General features: G+C 72.5%; 1 protein-coding gene. It reads right to left on the bottom strand.

Annotated features, from left to right (window positions below; genetic code table 11):
* The gene (locus tag AORI_RS84270; protein WP_016333299.1) at nt 1–17,151 is read right to left on the bottom strand and encodes a type I polyketide synthase; all 17,151 of its coding nucleotides are present in this window, start codon (nt 17,149–17,151) and stop codon (nt 1–3) included.
* Between the last annotated feature and the right edge of the window lie 11 nt (nt 17,152–17,162).

Genomic DNA, 17,162 nt, shown 5'->3' with positions numbered 1-17,162 from the left:
TCACGACCTTCCGAATTCCTTGTGCAAGATGTCGAACAGCTCGTCGGCGCTGGCGTCGGCCAGATCGCCGTCACCCTCGTCCTCGGCCGGGCCGCGGGCCTCGGTCCACCGGGCGAGCACCGCGCGCAGCCGGTCGGTGATCCGGTCCGCGGTCTCGTCGTCGGTGACCGCCGCGGCCAGTGCGGTCTCCAGCCGGTCGAGGTCTGCCAGCACCGCCACCTCGGGTTCGGCGCCGGCCGGTTCGCCCAGTTCCGCCAGCAGGTGCCGGGCGAGCGCGGCCGGGCTCGGCTGATCGAAGACCAGCGTGGACGGCAGCCGCAGCCCGGTCGCCGCGCCGAGCCGGTTGCGCAGCTCGACCGCGGTCAGCGAGTCGAAGCCGAGGTCGCGGAAGGCCAGCTCCGGGCCGACCTTGGCGACCGACGCGTGGCCGAGCGCGGCCGCGGCGTGCGAGCGCACCAGATCCAGCAGGAACGGCTCCCGGTCCGCGGCGGGCAGTGCCGCCAGCCGCTGGGCGAGCGACGGTCCGCTCGTGGCGGCCGCTCCCGCGACCCGCTTGGCCGGAGCACCCGCGAGAACACGAAGCAGGGCGGGCACTTCGGTCTGCCCTCGGAGGGCGGCGGTGTCCAGGTGCACGGGCACCAGCGCCGCGACGTCCCGTTCCGCCGCCGCGTCGAACAGCGCAAGACCGTCCACAGAGGACAGTGGACTGACGCCGGATCGCTTCATCCTGGCCACGTCCGCCTCGTCGAGATGGCCGGTCATCGCGCTCCGCTCGGCCCAGAAGCCCCACGCCAATGCCTGCCCGGCGAGCCCTTCGGCCCGGCGGTGCTGGGCGAGTGCGTCGAGGAAGGCGTTGGCCGCCGCGTAGTTCCCCTGTCCGGCGGCGCCGAACGTCGCCGCGGACGAGGAGAACAGCACGAACGCGGCCAGTCCGAGGTCGCGGGTCAGTTCGTGCAGATGGACCGCGGCGTCGACCTTCGGGCGGAACACGGTGCCGAGCCGGTCCGGGGTGAGTGCCGGGATCAGCCCGTCGTCGAGCACGCCGGCGGTGTGCACCACGGCGGTCAGCGGGTGCTCGGGCGGGACCGAGCCGAGCAGTCCGGCGACCGCGGCGCGATCGGCGACGTCGCAGGCCACGACGGTCACCGTGGCCCCGAGGCCGGTCAGGTCCGCGACCAGTTCCCGCGCACCCTCGGCGTCGAGCCCGCGCCTGCTGGTCAGCAGCAGCCGCCGGACGCCGTGCGCGGTCACCAGATGTCGGGCGAACAGGCCGCCCAGCACGCCGGTGCCACCGGTGATCAGCACCGTTCCCTCGGGGTCGAGGACGGCGGGCGGCTCCAGCACGATCTTGCCCGTGTGCTTGGCCTGGCTGAGGAACCGGAACGCTTCGGGGGCGCGCCGGACGTCCCACGCCGTGGTCGGCAGCGGCCGCACCACGTCCTTGTCCGCCAGCGCCAGGAGTTCGCCCAGGATCTCCTGGATCCGGTCGTGCCCGGAGTCGATCAGGTCGAACGCGCGGTAGGTGACGCCGGGATGGGCGGCCGCGACCTCGTCCGCGTCGCGGATGTCGGTCTTGCCCATCTCGACGAATCGCCCGCCTTCGCGCACCAGCCGCAGCGACGCGTCGACGAACTCCCTTGCCAGCGAGTCCAGCACCAGGTCGACCCCGCGTCCGCCAGTGGCTTCGCGGATCTTGTCCTCGAAATCGAGGGTCCGGCTGGACGCGATGTGGTCGTCGTCGAAGCCCATCGCCCGCAGCGTGTCCCACTTGGCGGGGCTCGCGGTCACGTAGATCTCGGCACCGAAGTGCCGGGCCAGCTGGACCGCGGCCATGCCGACCCCACCGGCGGCGGCGTGGATCAGCACGGTCTGACCCGGCCGCAGCTCGCCGAGGTCAGCCAGGCCGACGTAGGCGGTCAGGAACGCGACGGGCGCCGAAGCGGCTTCGGTGAACGACCAGTCGTCCGGGACGGGCGCGATCAGCTTCCGGTCGGCGACGGCGATCGGGCCGAACGACGCGTCGAACATGCCCAGCACGCGGTCGCCCGGCGCCAGGTCGGTGACGCCGGGGCCGGTCTCGGTGACCACGCCCGCGCCTTCCCCGCCGATGCCTTCCTGCCCTGGCACGAGCCCGAGGGCCACCACGACGTCCCGGAAGTTGAGCCCGGCCGACCGCACGGCGATACGGACCTGCCCGTCGGCGAGCGGGGCCAGCAGATCGGGCCGGTCCCGTAGCACCAGGTTCTCCAGGGTGCCGCCGCCGAGGGTGTCGACGGTCCACGCGCGGCTGCCCGGGGGCGGGACGAGCGCGGTGTCGGCGGACGCCTTGACCAGCCGGGCGCCGAGCACCGTTCCGGCCCGCAGCGCGAGCTGGGGCTCGTCGAGCGCCAGCGCCGCACCCAAGACGGCCTCGGAACCATCGGTGTCGAGAAGACCGAACCGGCCGGGATTCTCCTCCTGCGCCGTGCGCACGAGGCCCCAGACCGTCGCGTTGGCCGGGTCGGACACCGGTTCGTCCGCGGCCACCGAGACCGCGCCCGAAGTGCGGAAGACCAGCCTGGCTCCGGAGAACCGCTCATCGGCCAGCCAGTTCTGGACCAGCGTCAGCGCGTCCCTCGCGGCGGCGTGCGCGCCCTCGGCGATATCGCCGGTGACGGGTGCGCAGGTCGTGAGCACCACGTCGGGCGCCGGCCTTCCCGCGTCGAGATCCGCGGCGAGCTCCGCGAGGTCCGCGCAGTCCTCGCCGAGCACGACGACCGCCGGTGCGACGACGTCCTTTGCGGACAGATCCGTCCACTGGATCTGGAACAGCGAATCCGCCGGATCCCGCCGGGCGCCGGCGAGCTGTGCCTCGGCCACCGGCCGGAACACCACGGAGCCGATCGAGGCGACCGGCGCCCCGGCGGTGTCGGCGAGGTCCACCGCCACCGCGTCCTCCCCGGCGGGGGAGAGCCGTACGCGCAGGCTCGGCGCGCCGACGGCCGACAGCGAGACCTCGTTCCACGCGAACGGAAGCCGCAGCCGTCCGTCGTCGGGGAGCATGCCGAAGCCCAGCGCGTGCAGGGCGGCGTCGAGGAGCGCGGGGTGCAGGCCGAACGCGGCGGCCTCGGCGATCCGGTCTTCCGGGAGCGCGACTTCGGCGAACACGTCGTCGCCCCGGCGCCACACGGCACGCAGCCCGCGGAACGCCGGACCGTAGCCGTAGCCCAGTTCCGCGAGACCTTCGTAGTGCCCTTCGAGGGAGATCGGTTCGGCTCCCGCGGGCGGCCACTGGGTCAGGTCCGCCACGGGCGTTTCCCCGTCCGCGGCGAGCAGGCCGGTCGCGTGCCGGATCCAGTCCGTGCCAGCGGTTTCGTCCCGGGAGTACACGGCGACCTCGCGGGTGCCGTCGTCTGCGGACGCTCCGACGGTCACCTGCAGCCGCGCGCTCCCGGACTCCCCGAGGACTAGCGGCGCCTCGATGGTCAGTTCGGCGATCCGGCCGCAGCCGGTGCGCTCCCCCACCGTGAGCGCCAGGTCCACGAGCGCCGCGCCGGGCAGCAGCAGCGCGCCCCCGACGGCGTGATCGGGCAGCCAGGTCTGGTTCCGCGCCGAGATCCGGCCGGTGGCCACCAGGCCGTCGCTGCCCGCCAGCGGGACGACGGCCCCGAGCAGCGGATGCCCGCCGTCGTCCAGACCGGCCTGTCCGGGATCGGCCGAAGACCGCGTCCGCAGCCAGTAGTGCTCGTGCTGGAAGGCGTAGGTCGGCAGGTCGACGCGGGTTCCGGGGGCCAGCGCCGCCCAGTCCGGGCTGAGGCCGTGGACGTGGGCTTCGGCCAGCGAGGTGAGGAACCGCAGCGGCCCTCCCTCGTCCCGGCGCAGGCTGCCGACGGCGACGGCGCGTTCTCCCGCGTCCTCGGCGGTGTCGGCGATCCCGGTGACCAGGACCGGATGCGGGCTCGCCTCGACGAAGAACCGGAACCCGTCGTCGAGCAGCCGCCGGACGGCTTGTCCGAAGTGGACGGTCCCGCGCAGGTTCCGGAACCAGTACGCCGCGTCCACCACCGGATCGAGCGGCTCCCCGGCCACCGTCGAATAGAACGGGATCTCCGGCGCCCGCGGCTCGATCCCGTCGAGCGCGGCCAGGACGTCTTGTTCGATGGCATCGACGTGCGCGGAATGCGACGCGTAGTCCACCGGGATCCGCTTCGCGCGCAGCCCGCTCGCCTCGCAAGCGGTCATGAGCGCGTCCAGACCGGCGACGTCACCCGACACCACCACCGACGCGGGACCATTCACCGCGGCGAGCGACACACCCTCGGGCAGGATCTCGCGAACCTGGGCTTCGGGAGCGGCGACGGAGACCATGCCGCCCCGGCCCGAAAGCGCCGTGATCGCCTTGCTGCGCAGGCAGACCACCCGTGCCGCGTCGTCGAGCGACAGCGCGCCGGCGACACACGCCGCCGCGATCTCGCCCTGGGAATGACCGACCACGGCGGCCGGTTCGATGCCACTGGCACGCCACAGCCTCGCCAGCGACACCATCACCGCGAACAAGGCGGGCTGCACGACGTCGACCCGCTCCAGCGCGGTCGCGTCCGAGAGCACCTCGGTCAGCTTCCAGTCCACATAGGACAGCAGAGCCGCTTCGCACTCCGCCATCGACTCGGCGAACACGGGTGCGGACGCCAGCAACTCGACCGCCATCCCGGCCCACTGCGAACCCTGGCCGGGGAAGACGAACACCGCCTTCCCGCTGGTCGCGGTCCCGGTCACCACCGAACCCGACGGCTCGCCCGCGGCCAGCGCGGCCAACCCGGCGATCGGGTCTTCGCCGACGACGACCGCCCGGTGTTCCAGCGTGGTCCGCGCGGTCGCCAGCGAGTAGGCCACGTCCGCCGGACGTTCGCCGGTCAGGAAGGACTTCAGCCGTGCCGCCTGCGCGGCCACGGCCTCGGGTTCCTTCGCCGACAGCGGCCACGCGACGACGTCACCGAGCAGCCCCGGCGAGGTTTCATCCCGTGTCTCGACCGCTTCGGCCTGTTCGAGGACGACGTGCGCGTTGGTACCGCTCATCCCGAACGACGACACCGCCGCCCGGCGCGGGCCACCGGTCTCCGGCCACTGGGTCGGCTCGGTCGCGAGCTCGATCCGGCCCGCCGCCCAGTCGACGCGCGAAGTCGGCGTGTCGACGTGCAGCGTGCGCGGCAGTGTCCCGTGCCGCATCGCGAGCACCATCTTGATCACCCCGGCGACGCCCGCCGCGGCCTGCGTGTGCCCGATGTTCGACTTGACCGAACCGAGCAGCAACGGCCGTTCCCGGTCCTGGCCGTAGGTCGCCAGCAGCGCCTGAGCCTCGATCGGGTCGCCCAGCGTGGTCCCGGTTCCGTGCGCTTCGACTGCGTCCACTTCGGACGGTTCGAGCCGCGCGTTCGCCAGCGCCTGGCGGATCACCCGCTGCTGCGAAGGACCGTTCGGCGCGGTGAGCCCGTTCGACGCGCCGTCCTGGTTGACCGCGCTGCCCCGCAGCACCGCGAGCACCGGATGCCCGTTGCGGCGGGCGTCGGACAGCCGCTCCACGAGCAGCATCCCGGCGCCTTCGCCCCAGCCCGTCCCGTCGGCGCCGTCGGCGAACGCCTTGCAGCGGCCGTCGGCGGCCAGTCCGCGCTGACGGCTGAACTCGACGAACGTGCCCGGTGTGGCCATCACGGTCACTCCACCGGCCAGTGCCAGCGAGCACTCGCCCTGCCGCAGCGCTTGCGCCGCGAGATGCAGCGCGACCAGCGACGACGAACACGCCGTGTCGACGGTGACCGCGGGACCTTCGAGCCCGAAGGTGTAGGAAACGCGGCCCGAGGCGACACTCGCCGAGGTGCCGGTGGCCAGGTAGCCCTCGACCCCGTCAGGGACCTCCGCCGAACCGGATACGTATTCGTTGTCCATCACCCCGGCGAACACGCCGGTGCGGCTGCCGCGCAGGGTGGCCGGATCGATCCCGGCGCGTTCGAACGCCTCCCACGACGTCTCCAGCAGCAACCGCTGCTGCGGATCCATCGCCAGCGCCTCACGCGGCGAGATCCCGAAGAAGCCCGCGTCGAAATCGCCGGCGGTTTCGAGGAAGGCGCCTTGGCGGGTGTAGGAGGTGCCCCGGCGGTCCGGGTCGGTGTCGAACAGCCGCTCCAGGTCCCAGCCGCGGTCGGCGGGGAACTCGCCCAGCGCGTCCCGGCCCTCGGCCAGCAGGGCCCAGAGCCGTTCGGGGGTGTCGGCGTGGCCGGGGAACCGGCAGCTCATCGCGACGATCGCGATCGGCTCGTCGGCCGTCACCGCCGCCTGCCCGGTCTCGGGCCCGCCCTGCGCACCCAGGACGCCTTCGCCGATGTGGGCGGCGAGCGCTTCCGGGGTCGGGTAGTCGAAGATCAGCGTCGCCGGCAGCCGCAGCCCGGTGGCGGCGGTGAGCCGGTTGCGCAGCTCGACGGCGGTCAGGGAGTCGAAGCCGATCTCCTGGAAGGACCGCGTGGCCTCGACCGCGTCCGCCGCGGTGTGCCCGAGCACGGTCGCGGAATGGGTGCGCACGAGGTCGACCAGCAGCGTCTCCCGGTCGGCGACGGGCACCGCGAGAAGCCGGTCTCGCAATGAGTCCGCGTCACCGGCGGCCCCGGCGGACGCGGCACGGCGTACCGGGCCGCGGGCGAGGCCGCGCAGCAACGGCGGGAGCCCGTCCCCGCCCATCGCGGTGACGTCCAGGCGCATCGGCACCAGGACCGGTTCCGCCAGCGCGCCGGCGGCGTCGAAGAGCTCCAGGCCGTCCTGTGTGGACAGTGCGGCGGTACCGCTCTGGGCCATCCTGGCCAGCTCGGCCTCGCCGAGCGTCCCGCCCATCCCGCCCGTTTCGGCCCACAGACCCCACGCCAGCGACCGGGCGGGCAACCCGTGCGCCGCGCGCCGGACGCTGAGCGCGTCCAGGAAACCGTTGGCGGCGGCGTAGTTCGCCTGCCCGGCGTTGCCGAAGACCCCGGCGGCCGAGGAGAAGACGACGAACTCGGCGAGATCCGCGCCGCTGGTCAGTTCGTGCAGGTTCAGCGCCGCGTCGACCTTCGGCCGCAACACCTTCGCCAGCCGCTCCGGGGTCAGCGAGCCGACGAGGCCGTCGTCCAGGACACCCGCCGTGTGCACCACGCCGGTCAGCGGATGCGCGGCCGGGATTCCGGCGAGGACGGCGGCGAGCGCGCCGCGATCCGCCGCGTCACACGCCTCGACCGTCACCGAGGCGCCTGCCTCGGTGAGTTCGGCGACCAGCTCGGGTACGCCCGGGGCGTCGTGGCCGCGCCTGCTGGCCAGCAGCAGCCGCCGGACGCCGCGTTCGCGCACCAGATGCCGGGCGAAGAGCGCGCCGAGGGCACCCGTTCCCCCGGTGACGAGCACGGTGCCGTCGGGATCGAGGGCGGCGGGCATGGTCAGGACGTTCTTGCCGACGTGCTTGGCCTGGCTGAGGAAACGGAACGCGTCGGGGCCGCGCCGGACGTCCCAGCCGGTGACCGGCAACGGCGTCAGCGCCCCGGCCGCGAACAGCTCCAGCAGTGCGGCGAGCATCTCGTGGATGCGCTCGGGTCCGGCGTCGATGACGTCGAAGGGGTGGTACTCGACGCCGGTCTCCCCCGGTTCCCGGATGTCGGTCTTGCCCATCTCGGCGAACCGCCCGCCCGGGGCCAGCAGCCGCAGTGACGCGTCGACGTAGTCGCCGGCGAGCGAGTTCAAGACGACGTCGACACCGCGTCCGCCGGTGGCATCGCGGAACTTCTCCTCGAAGCCGAGGTCACGGGAGGACGAGAGGTGGGTGTCGTCGAAACCGTTGGCACGCAAGGTGTCCCATTTGCCCGGACCGGCGGTGCCGAACACCTCGGCCCCGGCGTGACGGGCCAGCTGGGTCGCGGCCATACCGACGCCGCCCGCCGCCGCGTGCACCAGGATCGACTCTCCCGCTTCGAGCCGCGCGAGGTCGAACAGGCCGTAGTAGGCGGTGAGGAACACGATCGGGACCGAGGCCGCCGTGGCGAACGACCAGTCCTCGGGCATCTTCGCCAGCGTCCGGTGATCGGTGACGACCTGGGGCCCGAAGCCGTTCGACATCAGGCCGAACACGCGGTCGCCGACGTCGAGGCCGGTGACACCGGGCCCGATCTCGGTGACCACGCCCGCGCCTTCACTGCCGAGGGTGGCCGCGCCCGGGTACATGCCCAGCGCGATCAGGACGTCGCGGAAGTTGAGCCCGGCGGCCCGCACCGCGATCCGGACCTCGCCCTCAGCCAACGGCGCGACTGCTTCGGGCGACGGCACCAGCGTGAGGTTCTCCAGGGTGCCGCGACCGGTGGTGTCCAGCCGCCAGGCTCCCTCGGGCGGGGTCAGTTCCGTGGACGAGGCGGTGGTGGCCAGGCGCGGCGCGAGTGCCCGGCCGTCACGCAAAGCGATCTGAGGCTCGTCGATGGCCAGGATCCGGCCATCGGGCAAGGTCTCGGCGTCGACCAACAGGAACCGACCGGGGTTCTCCGACTGCGCGGCACGCACCAGCCCCCAGACCGCGGCGTGCGCGAGGTCGGTCACCGCTTCGCCGTCGCCCGCGGCGACTCCGCCCCGGGTGTGGACGACAAGCGGACCGCCCGGCTCGTCTTCGAGCCGCCGCTGGACGACTTCGAGAACGGCGGCCGTCGTTTCGTGGACACGCTCGGCGGAGTCGCCACCGCGCGGCACGGAGAAAACCGACTCCGCGGGGAGGGTTTCGCCGGTCTCCGGGAGCGGGACCGGACGCCAGGCGACCCGGTAGAGCGAGTCGTGTCCCTTGCGGGCCAAGGCGTCGCCCGAGATCTCGCGCAGCGTCAACTCTTCGGCTGAGACGACCGGGCGGCCGGTGCCGTCGGCGACCAGGACCTCGAACCCGTCGGGACCGGACGGCCGCAGCCGGACACGGAGCCGGGTCGCGCCGGCGGCGTGCAGGCGCACCCCCGACCAGGCGAACGGGAGCCGGGTGCCGTCGCCGCCGCCCGCGAGGCCGAGGGTGTGGAGCGCGGCGTCGAGCAGCGCCGGATGCACGCCGAACCGAGCCGCGTCGGAGTGCTGGTCCTCCGGGAGTTCGACCTCCGCGAACAGGTCTTCACCCGCTCGCCACGCCGCACGGAGGCCACGGAACGCCGGGCCGTACTCGAGACCGGTGGCGGCGAGCCGCTCGTAGACGTCACCCACCGGGACGGCTTCGGCGTTCTGGGGCGGCCAGGTCGTCAACCCGGCCGGTTCGACGGCTCCGGCGGCCGATAGCAGCCCGGTCGCGTGCCTCTGCCAGCCGTCTTCGCCTTCCTCGCGCGAGTGGATCTCGATGGTCCGGCGACCGGTGTCGTCGGCCGCGCCGACCAGCACGGACAGCTGGGTCGCACCGCGCTCGGGCAGGACGAGCGGCGCTTCGAGGGTCAGGTCTTCGAGGTGGCCGCAGCCCGCCTCATCCCCCGCACGCAGGGCGATCTCGACGAACGCGGTGCCCGGCAGCAGGACCACGCCGCCGACCCGGTGTTCGGCCAGCCACGGCTGGGCGTGCCCGGACAACCGGCCGGTGAGCAGGAACCCGCCGTCGCCCGGCAGTGCCGCGGCCGCGCCGAGCAGCGGGTGATCGGTGGTGCCTAGCCCGGCTGCGGTGACGTCGCCCGCCGCGCCGCCCGCCGAGGAAAGCCAGAAACGTCGGTGCTGGAAGGCATACGTGGGCAGGTCGACGGGGCTTCCACCGCCGAGCAAGGCCGTCAGATCGACGCCCACGCCGTGGACGTGCAGGCCCGCGACCGCCGTCAGCAGCGTCTCCACCTCCGGCCGGTCGCGCCGGAGTGCCGGAACGACGACCGCGTCCTCGGCAGTTTCCTTGGCCATCGCGGTCAGGACACCGTCGGGCCCGATCTCCAGGAACCGTGTGACCCCCTCGGCTTCCAGGAACTTCACCGAATCGTGGAATCGCACCGCGTCACGGACATGGCGGACCCAATAGTCCGAAGTGGACACCTCCGCCAGACCACCGGACACGATCGGAATCCGCGGCGCCGCGTACGACAAGCTGTCGGCGACCACACGGAACTCGTCGAGCATCGGCTCCATCAACGGCGAGTGGAACGCGTGACTCACGGTGAGCCGCTTGCTCTTGCGACCCTCGAACTGAGAGACCACCGCAGCGACGGCGTCCTCCTCACCCGAAACGACCACCGACTCCGGACCGTTGATCGCCGCCAGCGACACCCGCTCGGTCAGCAGCGGCGTCACCTCGGCTTCCGTCGCCTGCAACGCCACCATCGCGCCACCGGTAGGCAAGGCCTGCATCAAACGGCCTCGCGCCGACACCAGGGTCACCGCATCGTCGAGGGAAAGCACACCCGCGACGTGAGCTGCCGCGATCTCACCGACCGAATGCCCAGCCAGGAAGTCCGGGCGGACACCCCAGCTCTCGACCAAGCGGAACAGCGCCACCTCAAGCGCGAACAACGCGCACTGCGTGTTCGCGGTCTGGTTCAGCTCCTCGGCCGTGAGGTCCCTGAGCGGCTGCTCGAACCGGGAACACACCTCGTCGTAGGCAGCGGCGAAGACCGGGAAACGCTCGGCCAGCTGAAGGCCCATCCCGAGCCGCTGACTGCCCTGACCGGTGAACAGGAACGCTGTCCGGCCCTCCGTCGCGCGGCCGGTGACAGTGAGGTTCTCCAGCGCGGCCAGCAGGGTTTCCCGGTCTGCGGCCACGACGGCGGCCCGGTGCTCCAGGGCCGCTCGGGTGGTCGCCAACGAGAAGGCGACGTCGGCCAAGGCAGCAGGCGTCTCGGCGAGGAAGTCCCTCAACCGCGACGCTTGGTCATGCAGGGCCGCTTCACTCCCGGCGGACAGGACGAACGCCGCCGGTCCCTCACCGGATTCGATGGCCTCCACCGGAGCGGGGCCCTGCTCCAGGACGACGTGCGCGTTGGTACCGCTGATCCCGAACGACGACACCGCCGCACGCCGGGGACGTCCGGCGTCCGGCCAGAGTCGCGCCTCGGTCAGGAGGGAGACCGCGCCCGCCGTCCAGTCCACATGAGACGACGGTTCGGTGACGTGCAGCGTCTTCGGCAGCACCCCGCGGCGCATCGCCTCGACCATCTTGATCACACCCGCCACCCCGGCGGCGGCCTGGCTGTGCCCGATGTTCGATTTGATCGACCCGAGCCACAGCGCGGCGTCCTCGCGGCCCTGGCCGTAGGTCGCCAGCAGCGCTTGCGCCTCGATCGGGTCACCCAGCGTGGTACCGGTCCCGTGTGCCTCGACGGCGTCCACTTCGGACGGTTCCAGGCGCGCGTCGGCCAAGGCTCGCCGGATCACCCGCTGCTGCGAAGGACCGTTCGGCGCGGTCAGCCCGTTGGACGCACCGTCCTGATTCACCGCCGAACCCCGGACGACGGCCAGGATCCGGTGCCCGTTGCGCTCGGCGTCGGAGAGCCGCTCGACGAGCAGCATGCCGACACCTTCGGACCAGGACGTGCCATCCGCACCGTCCGAAAAGGACTTCGAGCGGCCGTCCGGTGCCAAACCTCGCTGACGGCTGAAGTCGACGAACGTCTCCGGCGTGGCCATCACGGTCACCCCGCCGGCCAGCGCGAGCGAGCATTCGCCGCGCCGCAACGCCTGTGCCGCCAGATGCAGCGCCACCAGCGACGACGAACACGCCGTGTCGACGGTGACGGCCGGACCTTCGAGGCCGAAGGTGTAGGAAACCCGCCCGGACAGCACACTCCCGGAGTTGCCGGTGCCGAGGTAACCCTCGACGTCGTCGGGAACGACCGTGGCGCCGGTGAGGTAGTCGTGGTACATCTGCCCGGCGAAGACGCCGGTGTCGCTGCCCCGCAGCGTTCCGGGGTCGATCCCGGCCCGTTCGAAGGCTTCCCACGAGACCTCCAGCAGCAGCCGCTGCTGTGGGTCCATGCCCAGTGCCTCACGCGGCGAGATGCCGAAGAAACCGGCGTCGAAATCGCCTGCCTCGTGGAGGAATCCGCCCTCGCGCACGTAGCTCTTCCCCGCCTTGCCGGGGTCCGGGTCGTAGAGGCCGTCCACGTCCCAGCCGCGGTCGGCCGGGAAGAGCGAGATGCCGTCGCGGCCCTCCGCGACCAGCCGCCAGAGGTCCTCCGGCGAGGCGACCCCGCCGGGGTACCGGCATGCCATGCCGATGATGGCGATCGGCTCGTCGGCCGCCATCGCGGGCCCCTGAACCGGGGCTTCGGGGGCTGCGCCGAACAGTTCGGCGGCGAGCAGGTCCGCGAGCGCCTTCGGGGTGGGGTGGTCGAACACGGCGGTCGCGGGCAGCCGGAGCCCGGAAGCGGCGTTGAGGCCGTTGCGCAGTTCCACCGCGGTCAGCGAGTCGAAGCCCAGTTCCCGGAACGGACGAGCCGGTTCGACGGCCCCGGCGTCCCGGTGGCCGAGTACCTCGGCGACCTGGCCGCGCACCAGCGCGAGCAGTTCCCGGCCCCGCTCCTCGGTGGGCAGCGACGCCAGCCGGTCACGCAGTTCCCGCGCGGCGGGGGCGGCCGACGCGGTCCGCCGGGATTTCCCGGCGAAGGCCCGCAGGAGCGGCACGTCCGTGGCGCTCGCGCGCAGAGCGGGCACGTCGAGCCGCATCGGCACGAACAGCACTTCCTCCGCTCCGACGGCGAAGTCGAACAGGGTCAAGGCGTCCCCGACCGGAAGCGGCAGCAGCCCGGAGCCCGCCATCCGCGCGCGATCGGTCCCGGCGAGCGCACCCGCCATCCCGTCGCCGGTCTCCCAGAGCCCCCACGCGAGCGAGGTCGCGGGTAGTCCCCGTTCCCGGCGGCGCGCGGCCACCGCGTCGAGGGCGGCGTTGGCGGCGGCGTAGTTGGCCTGCCCCGCGCTGCCGAGCACCCCGGCCGCGGAGGAGAAGAACACGAGGTGGGCGTCACCGGCCAGTTCGTCCAGCAGGATTGCGCCGTCCACTTTGGACCTCAGGACGGTTTCGAATCGGTCCCGAGTGAGATCGGCGAGCAGGCCGTCGTCGAGGACGCCCGCGGCGTGGACGACCGCGGTCAGCGGAACGCCGTCGAGCAACGCCGTCAGCTGGTCGCGATCCGCGACGTCGCAGGCGACGATCCGGGCCTGCGCGCCGAGGTCCGCCAGTTCGGCGGCCAGCTCGCTCGCGCCTTCCGCGGCGGGACCGCGGCGTCCGGCGAGGATCAGGTTCCGCACACCGCGTCGTGTGACGAGGTGCCGGGCGAGTTCGGTGGCGAGCGCGCCGGTGCCGCCGGTGATCAGGACCGTGCCTTCCGGGTCCCAGCCCGGTCCGGTTTCGCCCCCGCGCACCGGGGTGAGCCGCGGGACACGGACCTCGCCCTCACGCACGATGGCTTCGGTCTCGCCGGAGGCCACGATGCCGGCCAGCAGGCCGGCCGTGAGCGTGGCGGGGTCGTCGGCGTCGACGAGCACGAACCGGCCGGGGTACTCCTCCCGCGCCGAACGCATGAGTCCCCAGACCGACGCCTGCGCAGGATCGGTGAACGCGCCGCTGGTCAGGAACACCACGGGGGCCTCGCCGGGCTCCACGGCGATCTGCCGGGCGTGCGCCGTCGCTTGCCGGACGTCATCGAAGTCCACAAAGGACTCCACGGTGGGTTCCCCAGCACCAGCGGGCACCGTCACCGGCGTCCAGGTGACGCGGAACAGCGAGTCACGGGGAAGCGAGGCGGTCGCGGCGACCGGAGCCCGCAGGCTGAGCGAGCCGACCGACAACACCGGCGCTCCGGCGGGGTCGGTCGCGAAAACGGAGACGGCACCGTCGCCCGCGGGGCTGAGGCGAACCCGGAGCACCGTCGCGCCGTCGGCGTGCAGGCGGAGATCCGACCAGGCGAAGGGGATCTCCAGCCCCCGCGACTCGCCGACGCCGATGGCGTGCAGGGCGGAGTCGAACAACGCGGGGTGGATCCCGAAGGTGCCGGGAGTGTCGTCCACCTGGACTTCGGCGAACACGTCGCCATCGCGGGTCCAGACGGCACGGACGCCCTGAAAGGCAGGGCCATAGCCGAGCCCTTCGGCCGCCAGGTTCGGGTAGAAGCCTTCGAGGTCGACAGGCTCCGCGCCCGAGGGCGGCCACTCGATCATCTCGTCCTGTGTGGACACTGCGGTACCGAGGACGCCGGAGGCGTGCCGCACCCAGAAGCCGTCGTCCTCCGGCCGGGCGTGCACGGTGACCGAGCGCCTGCCCTGGTCGTCAGCCGCGCCGACCGCGACCTGCAACTGGACCCCGCCCTTCTCGGGCAGCACCAGCGGCGCTTCCAGGTTCAGTTCCTCGACGGCCTCACAACCGGCCTCGTCGGCGGCCGCGAGCGCGAGTTCGGCGAACGCGGTACCGGGCAGAAGGACGTTTCCGCCGACGACGTGGTCCGCCAGCCACGGCAGTGTGCTCAGCGAGATCCTGCCCGTCAGGAGGATCTCGTCCTCGCCCGCCGGCCGGACCGCGGCGGCGAGCAGGGCGTGCGGCGACGCGTCCAGCCCGGCGGCGGACACGTCGCGGTGAGCGGCACCGGATTCGAGCCAGAAGTGCTCGTACTGGAACGGATACGTCGGCAGATCGACGCGCCGCGCACCGTCGAACAGCGGCGCCCAGTCGACCTCGGCCCCATGGACGTGCAGTCCGGCGACCGCCGTCAGCAGCGTCGTCACCTCGGGGCGGTCCCGTCGCGAAGCCGGGAGGACGACCGCGTCCTCGGCGCTTTCCTTGGCCATGGCGGTCAGGACGGCGTCGGGTCCGATCTCCAGGAACCGGGTGACGCCCTCGGCCTTCAGGAATTCGACCGAATCGTGGAACCGCACCGCGTCACGGACGTGCCGGACCCAATAGTCCGAAGTGGACACTTCAGCCAGGCCGCCGGACACGATCGGGATCCGCGGTTCGGCGAAGGTCAGCCCCTCCACCACCGCGCGGAAGTCGTCGAGCATCGGCTCCATCAAGGGCGAATGGAACGCGTGACTCACCGTAAGGCGCTTGCTCTTCCGGCCCTCGAAGTGGGACACCACCGCGGCGACGGCTTCTTCGTCACCCGAGACGACCACCGACTCCGGGCCGTTGATCGCGGCCAGCGACACCCGGTCGGTCAGGAGCGGGGCGACCTCCGCCTCGGTCGCCTGAAGCGCCACCATCGCCCCACCGGTCGGCAACGCCTGCATCAGGCGGCCACGAGCCGACACCAACGTCACCGCGTCGTCGAGAGAGAGCACGTCCGCGACATGAGCCGCCGCGATCTCCCCGACCGAATGCCCGGCCAGGAAGTCCGGCCGGAGGCCCCAGTTCTCGACCAGCCGGAAGAGCGCCACCTCGAAGGCGAACAACGCGCACTGCGTGTTCGCCGTCTGGTTCAGTTCCTCGGCGGACAGCTCCGCGATCGGTCGCTCGAACCGCGAAGAGACGTCGTCGAAGGCTTGAGCGAACACCGGGAAACGCTCGGCGAGCTCGCGGCCCATCCCCAGCCGCTGACTGCCCTGGCCCGTGAACAGGAACGCCGTCCCGCCGTCCGTCGCCCGCCCTTCCACCAAAGTGGCGGTCAGCAGATCGTCCAGCGTGCCGACCAGGGCGGCCCGATGATCCAGCGCGGTCCGCGTGGTGGCCAGCGAGAACGCCAGGTCCGCCGCGGTGACGTCCGAATCCCGCGCGAGTTCCCGCACGCGGGCCACCTGCTCGTGCAGGGCGGCTTCGGTCTTGCCGGACAGCACGAACGGCACCGGCCCCGCAAACGTGGACGGCGGTTCCTCTTCCGCGGTGGGCTGTTCGAGGACGACGTGCGCGTTCGTCCCGCTGATCCCGAACGAGGACACCGCGGCCCGCCGGGGTCGATCCGTCTTCGGCCACGGCTCGGCCTCGGTCAGCAACGAGACCGCGCCCTCGGACCAGTCCACATGCGACGTCGGCGCGTCGACGTGCAGCGTCTTCGGCAGCACACCGTGCCGCATCGCCTCGACGAGTTTGATGATCGACGCGACCCCGGCCGCGGCCTGGCTGTGCCCGATGTTGGACTTCACCGAGCCGAGCCAGAGCGGGGTGGTCCGGTCCTGGCCGTAGGTGGCCAGCAAAGCCTGTGCCTCGATCGGGTCGCCGAGCCGGGTGCCCGTGCCGTGCGCCTCCATGGCGTCCACATCGGACGGTGCGAGCCGCGCGTTCGCGAGTGCCTGCCGGATGACCCGTTGCTGGGAAAGACCGTTGGGCGCGGTGAGCCCGTTCGAGGCGCCGTCCTGGTTCACCGCGGATCCGCGCACGACGGCGAGGACGCGGTGCCCGTTGCGCCGGGCGTCGGAGAGCCGCTCGACGAGCAGCATGCCCGCGCCTTCGCCCCAGGCGGTGCCGTCGGCGGCTTCGGCGAACGCCTTGATCCGCCCGTCCGCCGCGAGCCCGCGCTGACGGCTGAAGTCCACGAACGCCGCCGGGTTGGCCATCACGGTCACCCCACCCGCCAACGCCAGCGAACATTCGCCCTGCCGCAGCGCCTGTGCCGCCAGATGCAGCGCCACCAGCGACGACGAACACGCCGTGTCGACGGTGACCGCCGGGCCTTCGAGCCCGAAGGTGTAGGAAACCCGCCCGGAGGCGATGCTCGCGAAACTCCCGTTGCCGAGGTACGGCTCGAGATCCGCGGGCGGCGTGCCCGCGATGGCCGAGTACTCGTTGTGGATGACGCCCGCGAACACGCCGGTCCGGCTGCCCCGCAGGGAATCCGGCGCGATCCCCGCGCGTTCGATCGCCTCCCAGGAGATCTCCAGCAGCAGTCGCTGCTGCGGGTCCATCGCCAGCGCCTCACGCGGCGAGATCCCGAAGAACGCCGGGTCGAACCGGGCGGCGTCGTGCAGGAAACCGCCTTCCCGGACATAGCTCTTGCCCGGTTTCCCCTGCTCGGGGTCGTAGAGCCCGTCGAGGTCCCAGCCGCGGTCGACCGGGAATCCGGTGAGGCCGGTGCGTTCTCCGGCGACCAGATCCCACAGCTCTTCCGGCGAGCGGACCCCGCCCGGGTAACGGCAGGCCATGCCGATGATCGCGATGGGCTCGCCGGTCAGGCGCCGGTTCTCCCCGCGCAGGCGGTCGGCTTCCTTCAGCGCCGCCCGCAGGGCCTCGACGACCTTGTTCTCGGATGTGGACATCGCAGCTCCAG

The organism is Amycolatopsis keratiniphila, from assembly GCF_000400635.2.
Taxonomy (GTDB): Bacteria; Actinomycetota; Actinomycetes; order Mycobacteriales; family Pseudonocardiaceae; genus Amycolatopsis; species Amycolatopsis keratiniphila.
Note: the sequence above shows the minus strand (reverse complement) of the source record. Positions and strands in the feature narration are given on the sequence as shown.

Coding starts and splice junctions, on each gene's coding strand:
- AORI_RS84270 (WP_016333299.1), bottom strand. CDS start 17,151: ATGTCCACATCCGAGAACAAGGTCGTCGAGGCCCTGCGGGCGGCGCTG.